Genomic DNA, 16705 nt, shown 5'->3' with positions numbered 1-16705 from the left:
GCAGTTCGATTCCGGCAGTCGGCACCATTTTCCCCTATGTTTGTAAGCTAACCTTCTCCACTTTTTTCAGTGTTCCCACGAACTGCAACCTACTGATAAATCAGTAGCTACATAGCAGAGCGGGCAGTCCGATTCCGGCAGTCGGCACCATTTTTCCCCTATATTTGTAAGCTAACCTTCTCCACTTCTCACAGCCTTTTTAGAATCTTTCACAGCACCGTCAGCACGCCGCTGATACACCTATGCATTTTCTGCTTTGTTCCGTTCTTTAGCTACCGTACACTGGTTGTAATTACATTCCAGAGAAGCATAAAACCTATGATTATCCGTACCTTGCTAACCATTGCCGGATTAGTGCTGGCTACGCAGAGCTTTGCGGCATCTGTGACCGTTCATGATGCCCATGCCCGTGCCACATTTCCCATGGCTCAGTCGGGCGCGGTCTACCTTGCGCTGACGAACACCTCCGATAAACCTGTCACCGTGACTGGGGTCACGGTAGATGCTGCTGTGGCTGACGATGCACAAATTCACACCACCGACATGCAGGGTGACGTAATGCAGATGCGGGAAGTGACCGACGGTGTCACCCTGGCGCCAGGCCAGAAGGTCGCATTTGCACCAGGTGGCTATCACATTATGTTACTGGGGCTTAAGAACGGGCTGGACGAAGGTAACTCAGTGGATCTGACGCTACAATTAACCAGCGGTGAGACTGTTGACGTCACTGCTGCGATCAAAGCCATTGATAAGCAGACCGGGCACCACCATCATCATTAATGTATTCGCATTCCGTTTACGCTTCGTATTTTAGCACTTGTGCCGGGTGATATAAGTCCAAGTGCCGCAGTTTGGCGTATAGCAGTAATCCAAAACGGATGTGTTTTGGTATTGAAAAATAGATTACAAAATTAGTTTTTAATCTGTTTTTATATTGCACAAGGAGTAAGCTATGACAAAGATTGATATTGGTATTTCTGAAGGTGATCGTACCGAAGTGGCGGAAGGCCTGAAAAAGCTGCTGGCAGATTCTTATACGCTATATTTGCAAACGCATAACTTTCACTGGAATGTAACCGGTCCGCAGTTTCGCGAGTTGCATCTGATGTTTGAAGAGCACTATACCGAACTCGCGGTAGCCGTAGATGAAATTGCTGAACGTATCCGGACATTGGGTATTTACGCGCCCGGCACATACAAAGCGTTTTCAGAACTGAGCTCTATTGCTGAAGTTGACGGCGTGCCCGCAGCCTCAGAAATGGTTGGGCTGCTAACCCACGGTCATGAGCAGGTAGTTAAGACCTGTCGCCAGGCGTTGAAACTCGCTGAGCAGGCCGACGATGAATCGTCTGCAGCCCTAATTTCCGACCGCATGCGTGTTCACGAGAAAACTGCGTGGATGCTTCGTGCGACCTTGCCAAACTAAGAGTAATTAAATGAAGAACTTGCAAAAAGCAGTGGCTTTCGCCACTGCTTCGTTATGTCTGAGTGCCCCCGCAGTGGCAAATGATCATGAAAACCTGACTGTGGAAACCCTTGCCGACGGTCTAACGCATCCGTGGGGTATGGCATTTATGCCCGAAGGTGAGATGATTATTACTGAACGGGCCGGCGGAATTCGGGTGTATTCACCCCAAACCGGGCTGGGCGAACGTCTGACCAATGTGCCTGAGGTGGCGGCGAATAATCAGGGCGGCATGCTGGATATTACCCTGGACCCGGATTTCACCAACAATAACACCGTGTATTTCTGCTACAGCAAGCCTGGCGATGGTGGCAGCAGCACCAGTGTTACCAAAGCGGTGCTGGGCGACGGCGAGCTGACTAACCTGAATACGATATTCTCCGCCGAACCACTGGTTAACAACGGCTTCCATTTTGGTTGCCGGCTGGCGTTTGACGATGCCGGGATGTTATTCGTGACACTGGGCGACCGCTATAAGTACATGGATGAAGCACAAAATACTGACAACCATTTCGGTAAGATTGTGCGCATTCATGCCGATGGCAGTGTGCCGGAAGGCAACCCGTTTGTTGATGGCGATGCACCTGAGGTATATACCTATGGCCACCGTAATGTGCAGGGCTTGACGATTCACCCGGAAACCGGCGATGTGTGGGCCATGGAGCACGGGCCAAAAGGCGGTGATGAAATTAATCAGCTTGAATCGGGCGCCAATTATGGCTGGCCGAAAATTACCTACGGCATCGATTACTCGGGTGACATTATCTCAGACAAAACCGAGATGGAAGGCATGGAACAGCCCTGGCTTTACTGGGACCCGTCTATCGCGCCCAGTGGCATGGAGTTTTATCAGGGCCAACCGTTCGCCGAGTGGCAGGGTGACCTGCTGGTGGGCTCGCTAAAATTCACTCACCTGCGCCGCATTGAAATGAACGACGGCCAGCCGGGAGAACAACATGAGTATCTGCGCGCTCGTGGCGAGCGTATTCGTGATGTAGAGGTTGGGCCGGATGGCTTTATCTACCTGTTAACCGATGCACCCAACGGTAAACTACTGAAAGTATCGCCTGCACAGTAAACCGGGCACCTACAGTATTAAACGCGGACCCGGGTCCGCGTTACTGTTTCTCTGCCTGCAACATTAATTCTCCCGCATTTGCCTGCCTGTGATCTCAAGGTGTCACCCAACCGTTACCATTGCTGAACTCAGCCAGCAAGGAGCATGATCCATGAAAGCAGTTCTTACAGGTCTCATGATGGCCACCGCGGCCTTAAGCGCATCGGCCACCACCATTGATATGATGGACGCCCGCACCGGTGAACCGGCGGGAACGGTAGTCATTGAAAACAGTAGCTACGGACTGGTATTTACGCCCTCACTGACCGGCTTACAGCCCGGTGGCCATGGCTTCCACGTGCACGAAAATCCCTCATGTGAAAGTGCCGTGAAGAACGGCGATACCGTGCCGGCCGGCGCGGCTGGCAGTCACTACGATCCCCAGCAAACTGATAACCACGGTTATCCCTGGAGCGACGATGCGCACCTGGGTGATTTACCCCTGCTGTATGTCAATGAAGAAGGCGACGCCAGACATTCCGTGCTCGCCCCGCGCCTGACGGTAGAAAAAGTCACCGGTCGTGCATTGATGGTTCATGAAGAGGGTGATAACTATTCTGATGAGCCGGCCAAACTCGGTGGCGGCGGCCCGCGGGTACTGTGCGGCATTATTCGCTAGGCTTCTGAGTAGCACCACGTTTCGTCAGTCAATAAAAAACGCCGGCTTCACAGCCGGCGTTTTGCTTATCCACTTAACGCTAAACGGTTACTCTTCTGACTCACCGTCGTGGCGGTAGCGCTCAAACCAGGCCACGATATTGCCCACTTTCTGGATCAGGCGTGACGGCTTGCCAGCAATGCCGTGTGGCGCGCCTGGAATACGCACCATCGCAGACTCCACGCCCTGCAGACGCAACGCCTGATAGAACTGCTCCGATTCACTGATAGGCGTACGGTAATCCGCTTCACCCGTCAGCAACAGTGTAGGCGTGGTCACATTGCCTACCAGTGACAGTGGGGAGCGATCCCATAGCTTGTCCGCCACTTCCCAGGGCATGGCTTCCATCCAGTACTGGCTGAAATACGGGTACGCGTCCGCCGTCAGGGCGAAACTCACCCAGTTAATCACGGGCTTGGCCACGACGGCTGCAGCAAAACGATCCGTTTTACCAATCGACCAGGCCGTGAGCACACCGCCACCGGAACCGCCGGTAATAAACAGGTTTTTGCTGTCTACAAACCCTTTCGCCACCGCAGCATCGACCACATCCATCAGATCGTTGTAGTCCTCAGACGGGTAGTTGTGATGGATAAGGTTACCGAAGTCTTCCCCGTACGAGGAGCTGCCCCGCGGGTTAGACCACACCACCACATAGCCCTGTGCCGCCATTAGCTGCACTTCCATAGAAAAGTGCGGACCGTAAGCGGCATGTGGGCCACCGTGAATTTCCAAAATCATCGGGTAAGATTTGCTGGCATCAAAATCCGGCGGCAGGGCCATCCACGCATCAATCTTCCGGTCATCGACACTGGAGGTCACTGGCAGAGTTTCGACTTTCGCCAGCTTAAGGTGATCCAGTGCGTCGCTGTTTAAATCTGTCAGGGTGGTGGTATTCCCCCGGCGTGAGTACAGTGCCAAATCTGCCGGGCGCATGGTTTCAGCCGTCGTAAAGGCAATATCCCCTTTGCTGCTTACTGCGAAGCTGCCCGAGGTATACGGTCTGCCCATCGACTGGCCACCAATAGTCACATCCAGTTTGTCGATATCACCGTCCAGATCGACTCGCGCCAGACGGTTATTACCTTCATCCAGGTAGGAGAAAATCAGTTCATCGCTGTCATCATTCCACACGAAGCGGCCGATGCCACGGTCAAGGGACCCGGTTAAGCGGGTGGTGTTACCATTGTTCAGGTTCATCACCACAATATCGCCGGTCTGGTAGGACAGTTTGCGGTCATCAAGCTGCGAGAAGGCCAGCCATCTGCCGTCCGGGCTGATGAGCGGGGACGACTCCGGCCCTTTCATGTCCGTGACCTGCTCCACTTTGGCAGTGGTGGTGCTGACCCGGTATATGTCACTGCCCAACGGACGCAACGCATAGCCGTCCTGTTTGTCAGCGGTGAAATAAATCCAGTCGTCTTTTTTACTGAAGGTCAGGCTGCCACCGTGAGGATATTCCGCCGTCGTCAGCTGGCGGGGGGTGCCGCCGGTCACCGGCAAAACGTAAATTTGTGAATAACCATCAGGCAGGTAGCCGGCGCCGTCTGCGCGGTAGCGGGTTTTCTCAATATACTTAGCGGGTTCCGCCCACTTGGCGCCATCAGGTTTTTTTGGCATGCCGGTGAACAGCGAGTCGGGTTTAACCGGTGTAAACATGGTAAATGCCAGGTGCTGACCGTCATTGGACCAGGTCAGATTTCCCGGCGCGTACGACACATTGGTCAGTCTGGCGGTCTGGCCGCTGTCCATGTAGCGCACATACAGCTGGGCACTGCCCGACGCGTTGGAAATATAGGCCAGCATACTGCCGTCTTTGGATAACACGGCGTTGCGCACACTGTCATCGCCGGCCAGTAACGGGCGGTGCTGCTTTGATTTAATATCTATCTGCCAGAGACTGCTGTGGGTACTGTCAGACATAATATCCATGCTGCGACGCTCGTACACCAGTTTGTCGCCGTCTGGCAGGAAGAAGGGGGCCGCCGGGTATTCCAGGTTAAACGTATCCTTATACGTCAGTTTGTCAGGCAACGGGGCAGACTCTGCCTGTGCGCCGGCGCTGAGTACACCAAACGCTGCCGCGAGTGACGCAATTCGTAGTCGTAACATGGTCATCCTTACTTGTTGATTATTCGATTAACGCCGCCCGCCGTGCTGCGAAAACCCGGGCGGTCAGTTACTGTTTCCGGACCGTAAGCCGACCCAGTAAAATATCTTTGAACATAACCCAGTCGCCCATCAGACTGTACAGCGGGTGACTGAATGTGGCCGGCCGGTTTTTTTCAAATATAAAATGTCCCAGCCAGGCAAAACCATAGCCAATGACCGGCAGTAACCACAACAGTACCCACATTTGCAGTACTACCGACAGCCCTAATACGGCGAGTACCAGCCAGGAGCCGATAAAGTGTAGTAACCGGCAAGTGGGGTCAGCGTGTTCATTAAGGTAATACGGATAAAATTCTTTAAAGCTGCGGAAATGCACAGGTTTATCCTGTGTGGGAGGGGTGGTGTCCGGGGCCATGGCAATCTCCTGAAATGATGGGTTAACATTAACATTATATTAACCGGGCGCCAATTGAGTGCCCGGCAGATTGCGAACAGGGGGATGAACCACCACGACTTGTTTTCTCGCACAAGTCCCCCATATCACTTTGCAAATACGTTTTAACAGGCCAACGCTATGGATAATTTAGTCGCGAACACCGGCGCCACCATCGTCGATATCACCACGCAGAACTTTCAACAGGTGATCCTGCAAGACTCACAGGAAAAGCTGGTACTGGTTGATTTCTGGGCTGACTGGTGTGAACCCTGCAAAGACCTTATGCCTATTCTGGAAAAGCTCGCCAATGAGTACTCTGAACACCTGATCCTGGCGAAAGTCGACTGCGACGCCCAGCAAGAGGTGGCGGGTCAGTTTGGGATCCGCAGTTTGCCCACGGTGATGCTGGTAAAAGACGGCCAGCCCGTCGATGGCTTTGCCGGCGTGCAGCCCGAAGCGCAAATTCGTGAGATGCTGGCGAAATACCTGCCCAATCCAGAAGATGAAGCCTTACAGGAAGCCGCAAAACTGGCCGCAAGCGGCGATTATCAGGCCGCCTTTCCGCTGGTAAAGCAGGCATTTGATATTAATCCGGACAATCTGGACGCTAAGTATCTGTATATAGACTGCCTGCTGGAAACCGGTTCGGTTAGCCAGGCCAAAGAGCTATTGGAAACCATTAAAATGGTGGATCAGGACTCCCGCTACCAGGCGTTAACCGGCAAGGTTGAACTGGCTGAACAGGCGGCGGAATCACCGGAAATTAAACAATTGCAGGAGGCAGTGGCGGCCGAGCCTGACAATTTACAGCTGAAAGTGGATTTGGCCGTGCAGCTGCAACAGGCGCATAAACCTGATGAAGCGCTGGCGTTGTTATATACCGTGCTGAAAACCGAATTAAGTTTTGGTGAGGCGCGCAAAATCATGTTGGATATGATTAATGCCCTGGCCGACGGCGACCCGCTGAAATCCGAGTACCGTCGTAAGGTCTACGGCCTGCTGTACTAACGTTCAGGCTGTGAGGGAAGGGGAGAGTACCCTTCCTCATGCAGCCACTTAAGGGCATCGAAATAACTGGTGAAATATTCGCGCTGGTAGTCGGGCTCATAAGCCGCATCATCCTGATGCGGATGGGTGCGTTCCAGCTGCGCTTTTTTCACCATGCTGTTTTCCATCACATAGGCTGAACGCCGCAGGCCGTGACGAATATTGAATTTGATTTGTTCGCTGAGCGCTTGCTGGCAGTCCGGCGTGGACAATACCCAGCGACGGCCGTCCATTAGCGCCGCCCAGGGTGTATCACCAATACGATGCACCAGTTCCTGCATGTCAGAACTCAGGCTCTGCACCGTGTGCAGGTTCCAGCTACCGGTAGCAAATACCTCCATCACGTTGCCTGAAAAATCCAACGCGTAGTGGCCATATTTAGGAAATTTCACTGCTGACTCCTTGCGGTATCGGCTGTATTCGTAGTCCATGTATAGCAGATAAAGACCGCCAGGGGGAATATAAACGGTCAGTGTCCTGCTCAGTGCGCTAACGGCCTCAGTGAAGCGCCGTCAGCCCTGTTTCGCCCCGGCAGCTGACAACAAAGCACCGCGGCAGTACAGCTTCGCTGCCACTTCAGCGGAGGTAAATTATCGTGCTTGGCTCCCATCCGCCCGGGTTTTTGGTACAGTCAGCATTCTTTCAGCGTCTGTGGATTGAAACATGTACCAGCAGTATTACCAGCGGTTCCTGAAGGCCAATGCCGGCAAACAGCACTTTTCCCCGCACAGCCACTACTACTGGCCTGATGTGACCCGCCAGGCCATGCTCGACTACTGGGACGACAGCGCCAGACTGGCTGATCAAAAATGGGCGTACTTCTTTGAAGATTGCGTGCCCGGCTTGCAGCAGCACATCAGTCGCCTGCTGGGCACCCAAGACCCTGAGCAAATTGTATTTGCACCGAATACCCACGAATTATTGTTTCGCATTCTTAGCTGCAAGGACTGGACGCAGTCATTGCGCATTTTGTCTACCGACGCCGAGTTTCACAGTTTCTACAGGCAGGCGAACCGACTCGCTGAAATGGACACGGTTAGCCTGAACAAAGTGCCCGCGCAACCCTTCCAGAGCTTCAGCGACCGGTTTATAGAAGCTATTCAGGGCGGCCAATATGACGTGATTTTTCTGAGCCATGTGTTTTTCAATTCCGGTTTTGTGGTCAGCGACATCGAACGTATCGTCGATGCAGTCGCTGATCAGGAGACCCTGGTGGTGATTGACGGGTATCACCACTTTATGGCCCGGCCAACCGACATCAGCGCCATTCAGGACCGGGTGTTTTATTTGGCAGGCGGCTATAAGTACGCCCAGGGCGGGGAAGGGGCGTGTTTTGTCCATGTGCCTAAGCCCTGCAAGCAGCGGCCTTTGTATACCGGCTGGTATGCCGAATTCGGGCAACTTGACCAGCCCCGTGACGGACAGGTGCAGTATAGTGAAGACGGCATGCGCTTCGCCGGCGCAACCATGGATTTCTCGCCCCTGTACCGGTTGCGGGCCGTGCTCGACCTGTTTTCAAGGGAAGACATTACGCCCGCCAACATTAATGCCCATGTGATGAAGGTGCAGGAGGCATTTTTAAGTCAGCTCGACACACTCGCCCATCCAATGGTAAATCGCCAGGCGCTGTTGGTTGAGGATGCTACGGAGCGCGGGCACTTTCTCACCTTCGAACTACCCGATGCGCAAACTACCGCGACCATTGCCCAGAACCTGGAACGTCATCACATTATGACTGACTATCGCGGTAACCGGCTGCGCTTCGGGTTTGCCTTGTATCACAGCCCTGACCAGCTGGATATCTCTGCGCTGAGTTCATGTTAGACTGACCCGGTATCGGCAACTAAGGACACGGTATGGATTGGCTTTGGCAGGCGCTGGCACTGGTGTTAATCATTGAGGGGATCGGGCCATTATTGTTCCCGAATCGGTGGCGCCTCTATTTGCAGCAGGTCAGCCAACACCCCTCCAACAAATTACGCCAGTTAGGCGGCGTACTCGTGGTCACCGGTCTGGTCAGTTTATTCTATCTTGCCCGCTGACACCCGGTGTGACGTTCTGGGTGGTTATGAAGATGAAATATCCGCACTGCTGACTTTTTACGCATAAAAGAGGTGATCCCCGGGGTCACTTTTTGATAGAATCCACGCCTAATTTTTTTACGCATTTGATTCATGGCAAAGAACGTTGTGGTTCTCGGCACCCAGTGGGGTGACGAGGGAAAAGGTAAGGTAGTAGATCTTCTCACTGATCGCGCAAAATATGTGGTCCGTTATCAGGGTGGCCATAATGCCGGTCACACTCTGGTTATCGACGGCGAGAAAACCGTCCTGCATTTAATTCCCTCAGGCATTCTGCGTGATAACGTCACCTGCATTATCGGTAACGGCGTGGTACTTAGCCCTGACGCGCTTATGACCGAAATTACCATGCTGGAAGAGCGTGGTGTGCCGGTGAAAGAACGTCTGAAAATCAGCGAAGCCTGCCCGCTTATTCTGCCTTATCACATCGCCCTGGATGTGGCGCGTGAAAAAGCCCGCGGTAAAAAAGCAATTGGTACCACCGGACGTGGCATCGGGCCGGCATACGAAGACAAAGTATCCCGTCGCGGCCTGCGGGTAGGTGACCTGTTCAACGCAGAAGATTTCGCGGCCAAACTTAAAGAAGTGCTGGATATTCACAACTTCACGCTGACCCAGTACTACAACGAGCCTGCAGTCGATTACGAAGAAACGTTGCAAGGCGCACTGGCCGTGGCGGATATACTGAAAGCCATGGTGGTCGATGTAACTGACGAGCTGGATAAAGCCCACCATGCTGGCTTGCCTATCATGTTTGAAGGCGCGCAGGGCACGTTGCTGGATATCGATCACGGGACTTATCCTTATGTGACCTCTTCCAACACCACCGTAGGCGGCGTAGCCACCGGTGCCGGCTTCGGGCCGCTTAAGCTCGACTACGTGTTGGGGATAGTGAAAGCCTACACTACACGGGTGGGTTCAGGCCCGTTCCCTACGGAGCTGGATTGCGATGTGGGCCAGCACCTGGGAGTCAAAGGGCATGAGTTTGGTGCCACCACCGGGCGTAAACGCCGGACAGGCTGGTTTGATGCCGTGGCAATGAAACGGGCGGTGCAAATTAATTCTATCACCGGTTTCTGTTTAACCAAGCTGGATGTACTGGACGGTCTGGATACGCTGCAAATCTGTGTGGGCTATAAAGACGCCGACGGCAACGTGAAAGATGTGCCGCCCATGGCGGCAGACGGTTACGACCTGGTAACGCCAGTTTACGAAGAAATGCCTGGCTGGTCAGAAAAAACCTTCGGAGTAACCCGTTACGAAGAGCTTCCCCAGGCTGCCAAGAATTATATACAGCGGCTGGAGCGGATTACCGGCGTGCCTGTGGATATTATCTCTACCGGCCCGGACCGAAACGAAACCATTGTCCTACGGCATCCGTACGACGCGTAAGACATCGTTTATCCAAACGTTATCCACAGCCTGCGTCATGCAGGCTGTGTTGTTTATGGCCCCGGAAAAAGGACGTTAATTCCTGCTTGCCAGGGTGGCAGTGAGATTCCAGACCCGCTATCGTAGGGCCTGGCTAACAAGAGCAGAGAGACATGCAGCAGGCGCCTGACGCTCGTTCAAACATGCACTGGAAAAAATACCTTAGCGCGTTAGTACTGACGGCGCTGGGCTATTTCCTGTTGGGGCTGGTGGGCAAAAGCGCGGCGATGCCACCGGAGCATGTTGCGATTTTCTGGCCGGCTGCCGGCCTGGCGCTGGCCGCGGTACTGGTGTACGGCAGTGCGGGCTTGATCGGGGTCTTCATCGGCTCCCTTGCCGTCACGTTCTATACCACCTCGGTGTTTATCGCTTCGCCCAACGATCTGGTGCTGCCGGTGGTGCTGGGCATTGGCGCCACCTTACAGGCGGCCGTGGGTTGTTGGTTAGTTTGCCGTACCTGTGGCTTTCCGTTTGCCTACCACCGGGCCTCTAAAGTCGTCACATTCTTAACCTTTGGTGCGTTACTGAGCGCGCTGGTTAATGCTACCCTCAGCACGCTAACCATTTGGTTCGCCGGCTATCTGCCCACTGAATCTTTACTGGTGGTGTGGATGAACTGGTGGGCCGGCGATGCGGTAGGCATCATTTTTCTGTTGCCCTGGCTGGTGGTGTCTTTCCCGCGAGTCATGCACGCACCGGCACAAAAATCCCGCCTGGTTCTGTTGTCGCTAACCGGCATTACCGCGGGAATTGTGGTGTTGTCGCTACTGGCCACCCAGATGGAACAGAACCGTCAGGAACAGGCGTTCGCGAATAACGCCGAGCGGATCGCCAGTACTCTGGACGGCGAACTGGGCAATATTATTGATATTCTGCACGGTCTGGCTGGCTTTGTAGCCTCTCATGAGACACTGATACCGGAAGAATTCGAAGAGTACACCGCCACAATTATGTTGCGTAACCCGTTACTCAACGGACTGTCGTGGAACGCCCGGGTGGCAGGCAGTGACTTGCGTGAATTCGAAGCCTTTATGCAACAGCGTTATCGCGACAGTGGCTATGAGCCGGGCTTTACGGTCAGCCAGCGCAATAGCGCCGGGCAGGTGGAGCCGGTCACCCTGCGTGATAATCATGTGGTGATCAGTTATCTGGCGCCATTCGCAATCAACAAAGATGTGCTGGGACTGGACGTTGCCTCGCAGACGTCACGCAAGGAGACGCTGGAAGCTGCATGGGTCGCCAAAAACGCTATTCCCACTCCGCCTATTACGCTGTCCCACGGTGGTGAAACACAGCTTGGCGTATTGCTTTTTTTACCGTATTCAGCAGGAAACTATGGCACCAGCGGGCTCTTGTCAGACGGCTATGCGACAGCCGTCATTCGCTTACAGGAGCTGGCCGAAATTGCCCTGAGCGGGGAAATGCTTAGCAATACCCACCTGGCCCTCATCGACCCGGATGCCGGGACCGAGCCTGCGGTGCTTTATCACACGCCTATGGCGGACGACACGCTTCGCTCACTGGTGGCTTCCCGCCAGTCAATGCTGAGCGATGATGCAGCCCTGTTTCCGATGCAAGCCCGCCACGTGCTGAGAGTAGGTGGCCGGGCGTGGGAGCTTATTCAGGTCAGCGACCATGAATTCCTCAGTCAGCCATGGGGCGTACACTTGCTGCTCATCGCCGGACTGTTGTTTACCGGCCTGCTTGGCTGGTTCATCATCATTCTTGCCGGTCATACCCGGGAAGTAGAATATCAGGTGGAAAACCGTACCCGTGAACTGACCAATGCCAATGCGCGGTTGCAGGAGTCGGAAAAGGAACTGCAGGAAGCCCGCGACATTGCCGTGCAGTCGGATCAGGCGAAAAGTGATTTTCTGGCCAATATGAGCCACGAGATCCGCACCCCTATGAACGCCATCATCGGACTCAGTAGTCTGGGGATCCAGCAACATGGTAACCCTGACAGCTATGAAAAGTTTTATCGCATTAATCAGTCTGGCGAGATGTTGCTGGGAATCATCAATACCATTCTGGATTTTTCCAAAATAGAAGCGGGTAAACTGGAGCTTGAATCTGAGGTCTTTTCGTTACCCGATATCCTGCGGCGCCTCGACAGCATGTTCCGCACCCAGGCACAGGAAAAAGAGCTGTCGCTGGTGTTTAAGTTTGCCGGTAAGTGTGACAAATATTATGTGGGTGATGCGCTGCGACTGACCCAGGTGCTGGTGAATCTGATTGGAAATGCCATTAAGTTCACCCCCCAGGGCGAGGTGGAGGTCACTGTGGGCGCGCAAAACCTCGATGAAAATGAAGCCCGGCTGACCTGGTCAGTTAAGGACACCGGTATTGGTATGTCCGAAAATCAGCTGGAACATCTGTTCGATGCCTTCTCTCAGGCTGATACGTCTACCAGCCGGGAGTATGGCGGTACGGGTCTGGGAATGACTATCAGTCAGCGACTGGTGGAAGCCATGCAGGGCTGTTTCTCTGTACACAGCGAGCTTGGGAAGGGCACCGTCATGTCGTTCACGGTGCCGTTGCAACGGGCCAGTAACGCTCAGAAATCCGCCGCCAAGGCGCAGCAGCACATTGACTCGCTCCATCCGGTGGGCGAAAAAGTGCAGCTGGCGGGTCGGGTGCTGCTGGTTGAAGATAACCCCATTAATCAGACTGTGATTGAAGAGCAACTCAGGCACCTTGGCGTGTCAGTTGACGTGGTTGAGAACGGCCAGCAGGCGGTGGAGGCTGTCGCGGCACACGATTACGTGCTGGTGCTGATGGATGTGCAGATGCCGGTGATGGACGGTTATCAGGCCACCCGTGAAATTCGTCGCACCGGCAACACCATTCCTATTATCGCGCTCACTGCGGCGGCGATGGTTGAAGATAAACAGAAAGCCCGGGCGGCAGGTATGGACGACCACCTCGGTAAGCCCTTCCGGGAAAGGGAGATGCGCCATCTGCTGGCGAAGTGGGGGCAGCGCCAGCACGCGGACCGAGATTAGATTGCCAGCGGTGCACTCACTTGCCTATACTGCTCCTATCCCCCGCAGATAATCGCAAGGTATTATGGGCATGGCAGATCAGCAGGACGCGTCACTCACCGCACACCAGCAACAGGCAACACAGGTGCAGCAGGCCTTAAGGGCCACCTTTGCAGCGGGGAAAACCCGTGATCTGAGCTGGCGGCGCCAGCAATTACGCGCCTTGCAAGCCTTACTGAATGAGCATGAGAGTGAGATTACCGAGGCCCTGCATGCAGATTTAGGTAAGTGTCGTTCAGAAAGTATTGTCGCCGAGGTGGGGTTTCTGCAGGCCGACATTAAACATACCCTGAAGCACCTGGAGCGCTGGAATAAACCCCGCCGGGTAAGCACGCCCATGGTGGCCTGGCCCGGCAAGAGTTACCAGTACCCCGAGCCGCTGGGGACCGTGCTTATCATCGGCGCCTGGAATTATCCTCTGCAATTACTACTGGCCCCTTTTATTGCCGCTGTGGCCGCGGGTAACTGTGCCGTACTGAAGCCCTCAGAGCTGGCAGCAGCCACCTCTGCCCTCGTAGCCAGACTTATTCCGGCGTATCTCGACAACGATGCGGTGCAGGTGGTGGAAGGCGGTAAAGACGAAACCAGTGCTCTGCTGGCCATGCCCTGGGATCATGTGTTTTATACCGGCGGTGAAACCGTAGGTAAAATAGTGATGGCCGCAGCAGCCAAACACCTCACCCCGGTGACCCTGGAGTTGGGCGGTAAAAGTCCCTGTGTGGTTGATACCAGTACCCATCTGGCGGTGGCTGCGCGGCGTATAGTGTGGGGAAAATGGATGAACGCAGGCCAAACCTGCATTGCCCCTGACTATGTGCTGGTGGAAGCCGGCTTATTACCGGCATTGGTGGCGGCAATCAAAAGTGAAATTATTGCTCAGTACGGTGAGTCAGCACTTACTAATAACGATTATGGCAGCATTATCAACGCCCGGCATTTGCAGCGCTTACAAAGTTATCTGGCAGAACAAACTCTGGAGTACGGTGGAGAAGTGGACGTAAGTGCCTGCAGGATGGCCCCTACCCTGGTGGTGAACCCCGCGCCGGACAGTGCATTAATGCGTGAGGAAATCTTTGGCCCAATCCTGCCTATTGTTGCAGTGGATACCATGGAAGAAGCCATGGGCTTCATAAATGCCCGTCCTAAGCCGCTGGCGCTGTATTTATTTACCGACGACAAACACCTGGAAGAACGGGTACTGGCCAATACCAGTGCCGGCAGCGTGTGTATTAACGATACGATGATGTTTATGACCAACCCGAACCTGCCTTTTGGCGGTGTCGGCAGCAGCGGCATGGGCAGTTACCACGGTCAGGCCGGCTTCGATACGTTCAGTCACCTCAAAACGGTAATGCGGCGGGCATTTGCCTTTGATGTGCCGTTCCGGTATCCGCCTTATACTGATCTTAAGCTGAAAATTCTCAGGAAATTGCTATAGTGCCCGCTCGCTAGTCACTGAGCCGAGAGGTAATCCCTATGCCAAATCCATTTCATCTGGCCATTCCGGTCACCTGCCTGACCAAGGCGAGAGCCTTTTACGGTGAGCTGCTGGGGTGCCGTCAGGGGCGCAGTGCCAGTCAGTGGATTGACTGGGACTTCTTTGGCCACCAACTGGTTACCCACTGCGTAGCCGCAATGCCTTCGGCTCCCTCTTACAACGCGGTGGATGCCCAGGCCGTGCCCGTCCCCCACTTTGGCGTGGTGCTGGATATGGCTGACTGGCAACAACTGGCAGACCGGCTGGAGAGCAAAGGAACTGAATTCATAATCAAACCCTATGTGCGGTTTGCCGGTCAGCCGGGAGAACAAGCCACCCTCTTCTTTGCTGACCCGTTTGGAAATGCGCTGGAGTTTAAAGCGTTTGCCGATATGGCACAGTTGTTCGCCACCTGATCACAGGCGGCGACAATACCCTAGCCGAGCATCATAAAACTGGCAATCAGGTAAGCCACCAGCGTCGCGCCGCCGGCAATTAGTGCATACGGGAACTGGGTCTTCACATGGGTGAGGACATCACATCCCGCCGCCAGTGAGGACACTGCAGTGGTGTCAGAAATCGGTGAGCAATGGTCACCGAAGATCCCGCCGCCAAGGATAGCCGCGACCACCAGTGACGGGGGCAAGCCCAGTGACTGAATAAGCGGCACGCCGATGGGGATGAGAATAGCGAAGGTGCCCCACGAAGTGCCGGTCGTAAACGACATCACCGCACCGGCCAGAAATAACATGGGCACAATCAGTACCAGCGGCAGATATTCACCCACCAGGCTGGCGACGAATACGCCAGTGCCCAGGACCTTTAAGCTGTTACCCAGGGTCAGCGACAACAGCACAATCGTCACCAGTGGCAGCAGCTCGCCCATACCCCGAAAGCCTACCTCTACCGCCTGATGGTGCGTAAAGCGGCGATGACCAATGAGCAGCAGATACGCCACGGCGGTAGCCAGTACGGTGGCGTACAGTACCGACTTGCTGCCACTGCCGTCAGCCAGTGAGCCGTTGCCGGTCCACAGCATAAAGCCCACCATGCTCACCACCATCACAATTAATGGCAGCAGCATAAAGCGGGCGCGGGTGGCCGGCTCGGTCGCCAGCACAGTGTCGCTTTTGCGGCTCAGTGCCTCTTCATCGGCCATGGGGCCGTGTACTTTGTCGGTAACAATGGTATACAGCACAATGGCCAGCGTGAACAACGCATAGAAGTTCAGGGGCACGCTGCCCCATAAGATAGCCGCCGAACTGCTGTTAAGTTCGTACGTATCCAGCAGCCCCAGCACGAACGCGCCCCAGCCGTTCAGCAAAATGAGGATACACACGGGCGCACTGGTACTGTCGATGATGTAGGCCAGCCGGGCCCGGCTCATGCCGAATTTATCAAACAAACCACGGGCAAAAATACCTGAAGTCAACACACTCAGATTCGACTCGATGAATACCGCGATACCGGTAAACATGGTGAGTCCGCCCACCTGCTTGCGGCCGCGCGCCACGCCTTTGCCCACCAACCAGTTAACCGTGGCGGTGACGCCCCCGGAATCTCTGATGAAAGCCAGCAAGGCACCCACCAGCACACTGAATATCAGCACCCGGGTATTGCCCGGACTGGCGGCAGTATCAATAACCCGCTCAATGGCGGTGATGGGGGTCATGATCACACTGCTGTCGGCATGTTGTAATAACAGCAGGGCTTCGGCGCACAATACCGCCAACAGCAGCGCCAGAATGACTTCCTTTTTCCAGAATACAACAATGATTGCCACCAGTGGCGGGAGGATGGACAGCCAATCCATAAATGCTTCCTGTGTTTTATTCGT

The 16705-nt window shown here is 54.5% G+C and carries 15 protein-coding genes; 11 read left to right on the top strand and 4 right to left on the bottom strand.

The genetic code is table 11. The annotated features are described in order from the left end of the window. Positions 1–318: 318 nt before the first annotated feature. From OCL06_RS01360 to OCL06_RS01345, 4 genes are all read left to right on the top strand, one after another. A complete protein-coding gene (locus OCL06_RS01360; protein WP_262991946.1) occupies positions 319–780 on the top strand; it encodes a copper chaperone PCu(A)C in 462 nt (153 codons plus the stop codon). A 172-nt stretch (positions 781–952) separates the two neighbouring features. Further along, entirely contained in the window at positions 953–1426 is a 474-nt protein-coding gene (locus OCL06_RS01355; RefSeq protein WP_262991945.1) for a Dps family protein, read from the top strand. A 10-nt stretch (positions 1427–1436) separates the two neighbouring features. Beyond that, positions 1437–2543, top strand: a complete 1107-nt coding sequence (locus OCL06_RS01350) for a PQQ-dependent sugar dehydrogenase (protein WP_262991944.1) — start codon at positions 1437–1439, stop codon at positions 2541–2543. A 151-nt stretch (positions 2544–2694) separates the two neighbouring features. Continuing rightward, complete coding sequence (locus OCL06_RS01345) at positions 2695–3201, top strand: superoxide dismutase family protein (protein ID WP_262991943.1); 507 nt, start codon at positions 2695–2697, stop codon at positions 3199–3201. A gap of 87 nt (positions 3202–3288) precedes the next feature. Here OCL06_RS01345 and OCL06_RS01340 read toward each other — a convergent pair whose 3' ends face one another. After that, on the bottom strand, positions 3289–5352 hold the full coding sequence (locus OCL06_RS01340) for a S9 family peptidase (RefSeq protein ID WP_262991942.1): 2064 nt from the start codon (positions 5350–5352) through the stop codon (positions 3289–3291). Positions 5353–5419: 67 nt separating this feature from the next. Next, positions 5420–5767, bottom strand: a complete 348-nt coding sequence (locus tag OCL06_RS01335; protein WP_262991941.1) for an Mpo1-like protein — start codon at positions 5765–5767, stop codon at positions 5420–5422. 159 nt (positions 5768–5926) lie between these two features. Here OCL06_RS01335 and trxA point away from each other — a divergent pair, with 159 nt between their 5' ends. After that, positions 5927–6796: a thioredoxin gene (gene trxA / locus OCL06_RS01330; RefSeq protein ID WP_262991940.1), complete on the top strand. Its 870-nt coding sequence runs from the start codon at positions 5927–5929 to the stop codon at positions 6794–6796. Here the strand turns inward: trxA and OCL06_RS01325 are convergent. Next, positions 6793–7227 carry a hypothetical protein gene (locus OCL06_RS01325; protein WP_262991939.1) on the bottom strand — a complete coding sequence of 145 codons (435 nt, stop codon included), beginning with the start codon at positions 7225–7227 and terminating at the stop codon, positions 6793–6795. The two genes, trxA and OCL06_RS01325, sit on opposite strands and share 4 nt — an antisense overlap. Before the next feature lie 271 nt (positions 7228–7498). Here OCL06_RS01325 and OCL06_RS01320 point away from each other — a divergent pair, with 271 nt between their 5' ends. The 6 genes from OCL06_RS01320 (at position 7499) to OCL06_RS01295 (ending at position 15284) form a co-directional block, all read left to right on the top strand. Next, positions 7499–8659 (top strand): aminotransferase class V-fold PLP-dependent enzyme, encoded by a 1161-nt coding sequence (locus OCL06_RS01320; RefSeq protein ID WP_262991938.1) that lies wholly within the window; start codon positions 7499–7501, stop codon positions 8657–8659. A gap of 32 nt (positions 8660–8691) precedes the next feature. Continuing rightward, complete coding sequence (locus OCL06_RS01315; RefSeq protein ID WP_262991937.1) at positions 8692–8877, top strand: DUF2065 domain-containing protein; 186 nt, start codon at positions 8692–8694, stop codon at positions 8875–8877. Between the two features lie 132 nt (positions 8878–9009). Next, positions 9010–10308 (top strand): adenylosuccinate synthase, encoded by a 1299-nt coding sequence (locus OCL06_RS01310; protein WP_262991935.1) that lies wholly within the window; start codon positions 9010–9012, stop codon positions 10306–10308. Positions 10309–10460: 152 nt separating this feature from the next. After that, positions 10461–13352, top strand: coding sequence for an ATP-binding protein (locus tag OCL06_RS01305; RefSeq protein ID WP_262991934.1), 2892 nt, complete (start codon positions 10461–10463; stop codon positions 13350–13352). A gap of 70 nt (positions 13353–13422) precedes the next feature. Further along, positions 13423–14829, top strand: coding sequence for an aldehyde dehydrogenase family protein (locus tag OCL06_RS01300; protein WP_262991933.1), 1407 nt, complete (start codon positions 13423–13425; stop codon positions 14827–14829). Positions 14830–14867: 38 nt separating this feature from the next. Next, a complete protein-coding gene (locus OCL06_RS01295) occupies positions 14868–15284 on the top strand; it encodes a VOC family protein (protein WP_262991932.1) in 417 nt (138 codons plus the stop codon). 20 nt (positions 15285–15304) lie between these two features. Here the strand turns inward: OCL06_RS01295 and OCL06_RS01290 are convergent, their stop codons facing one another. After that, positions 15305–16681 (bottom strand): Na+/H+ antiporter NhaC family protein, encoded by a 1377-nt coding sequence (locus tag OCL06_RS01290; protein WP_262991931.1) that lies wholly within the window; start codon positions 16679–16681, stop codon positions 15305–15307. Positions 16682–16705 lie beyond the last annotated feature (24 nt).

The sequence above is a fragment of the Alteromonas salexigens genome, assembly GCF_025628895.1.
GTDB classification, from domain to species: domain Bacteria; phylum Pseudomonadota; class Gammaproteobacteria; order Enterobacterales; family Alteromonadaceae; genus Alteromonas; species Alteromonas salexigens.
The sequence above is the reverse complement of the archived record's forward strand: the minus strand, read 5'-3'. Positions and strand labels throughout refer to the sequence as shown.

Excerpts from the sequence above, each read along its gene's own strand:
- OCL06_RS01360 (WP_262991946.1), top strand. The coding sequence starts at position 319 with ATGATTATCCGTACCTTGCTAACCATTGCCGGATTAGTGCTGGCTACG.
- OCL06_RS01355 (WP_262991945.1), top strand. The coding sequence starts at position 953 with ATGACAAAGATTGATATTGGTATTTCTGAAGGTGATCGTACCGAAGTG.
- OCL06_RS01350 (WP_262991944.1), top strand. The coding sequence starts at position 1,437 with ATGAAGAACTTGCAAAAAGCAGTGGCTTTCGCCACTGCTTCGTTATGT.
- OCL06_RS01345 (WP_262991943.1), top strand. The coding sequence starts at position 2,695 with ATGAAAGCAGTTCTTACAGGTCTCATGATGGCCACCGCGGCCTTAAGC.
- OCL06_RS01340 (WP_262991942.1), bottom strand. The coding sequence starts at position 5,352 with ATGTTACGACTACGAATTGCGTCACTCGCGGCAGCGTTTGGTGTACTC.
- OCL06_RS01335 (WP_262991941.1), bottom strand. The coding sequence starts at position 5,767 with ATGGCCCCGGACACCACCCCTCCCACACAGGATAAACCTGTGCATTTC.
- trxA (WP_262991940.1), top strand. The coding sequence starts at position 5,927 with ATGGATAATTTAGTCGCGAACACCGGCGCCACCATCGTCGATATCACC.
- OCL06_RS01320 (WP_262991938.1), top strand. The coding sequence starts at position 7,499 with ATGTACCAGCAGTATTACCAGCGGTTCCTGAAGGCCAATGCCGGCAAA.
- OCL06_RS01315 (WP_262991937.1), top strand. The coding sequence starts at position 8,692 with ATGGATTGGCTTTGGCAGGCGCTGGCACTGGTGTTAATCATTGAGGGG.
- OCL06_RS01310 (WP_262991935.1), top strand. The coding sequence starts at position 9,010 with ATGGCAAAGAACGTTGTGGTTCTCGGCACCCAGTGGGGTGACGAGGGA.
- OCL06_RS01305 (WP_262991934.1), top strand. The coding sequence starts at position 10,461 with ATGCAGCAGGCGCCTGACGCTCGTTCAAACATGCACTGGAAAAAATAC.
- OCL06_RS01300 (WP_262991933.1), top strand. The coding sequence starts at position 13,423 with ATGGCAGATCAGCAGGACGCGTCACTCACCGCACACCAGCAACAGGCA.
- OCL06_RS01295 (WP_262991932.1), top strand. The coding sequence starts at position 14,868 with ATGCCAAATCCATTTCATCTGGCCATTCCGGTCACCTGCCTGACCAAG.
- OCL06_RS01290 (WP_262991931.1), bottom strand. The coding sequence starts at position 16,681 with ATGGATTGGCTGTCCATCCTCCCGCCACTGGTGGCAATCATTGTTGTA.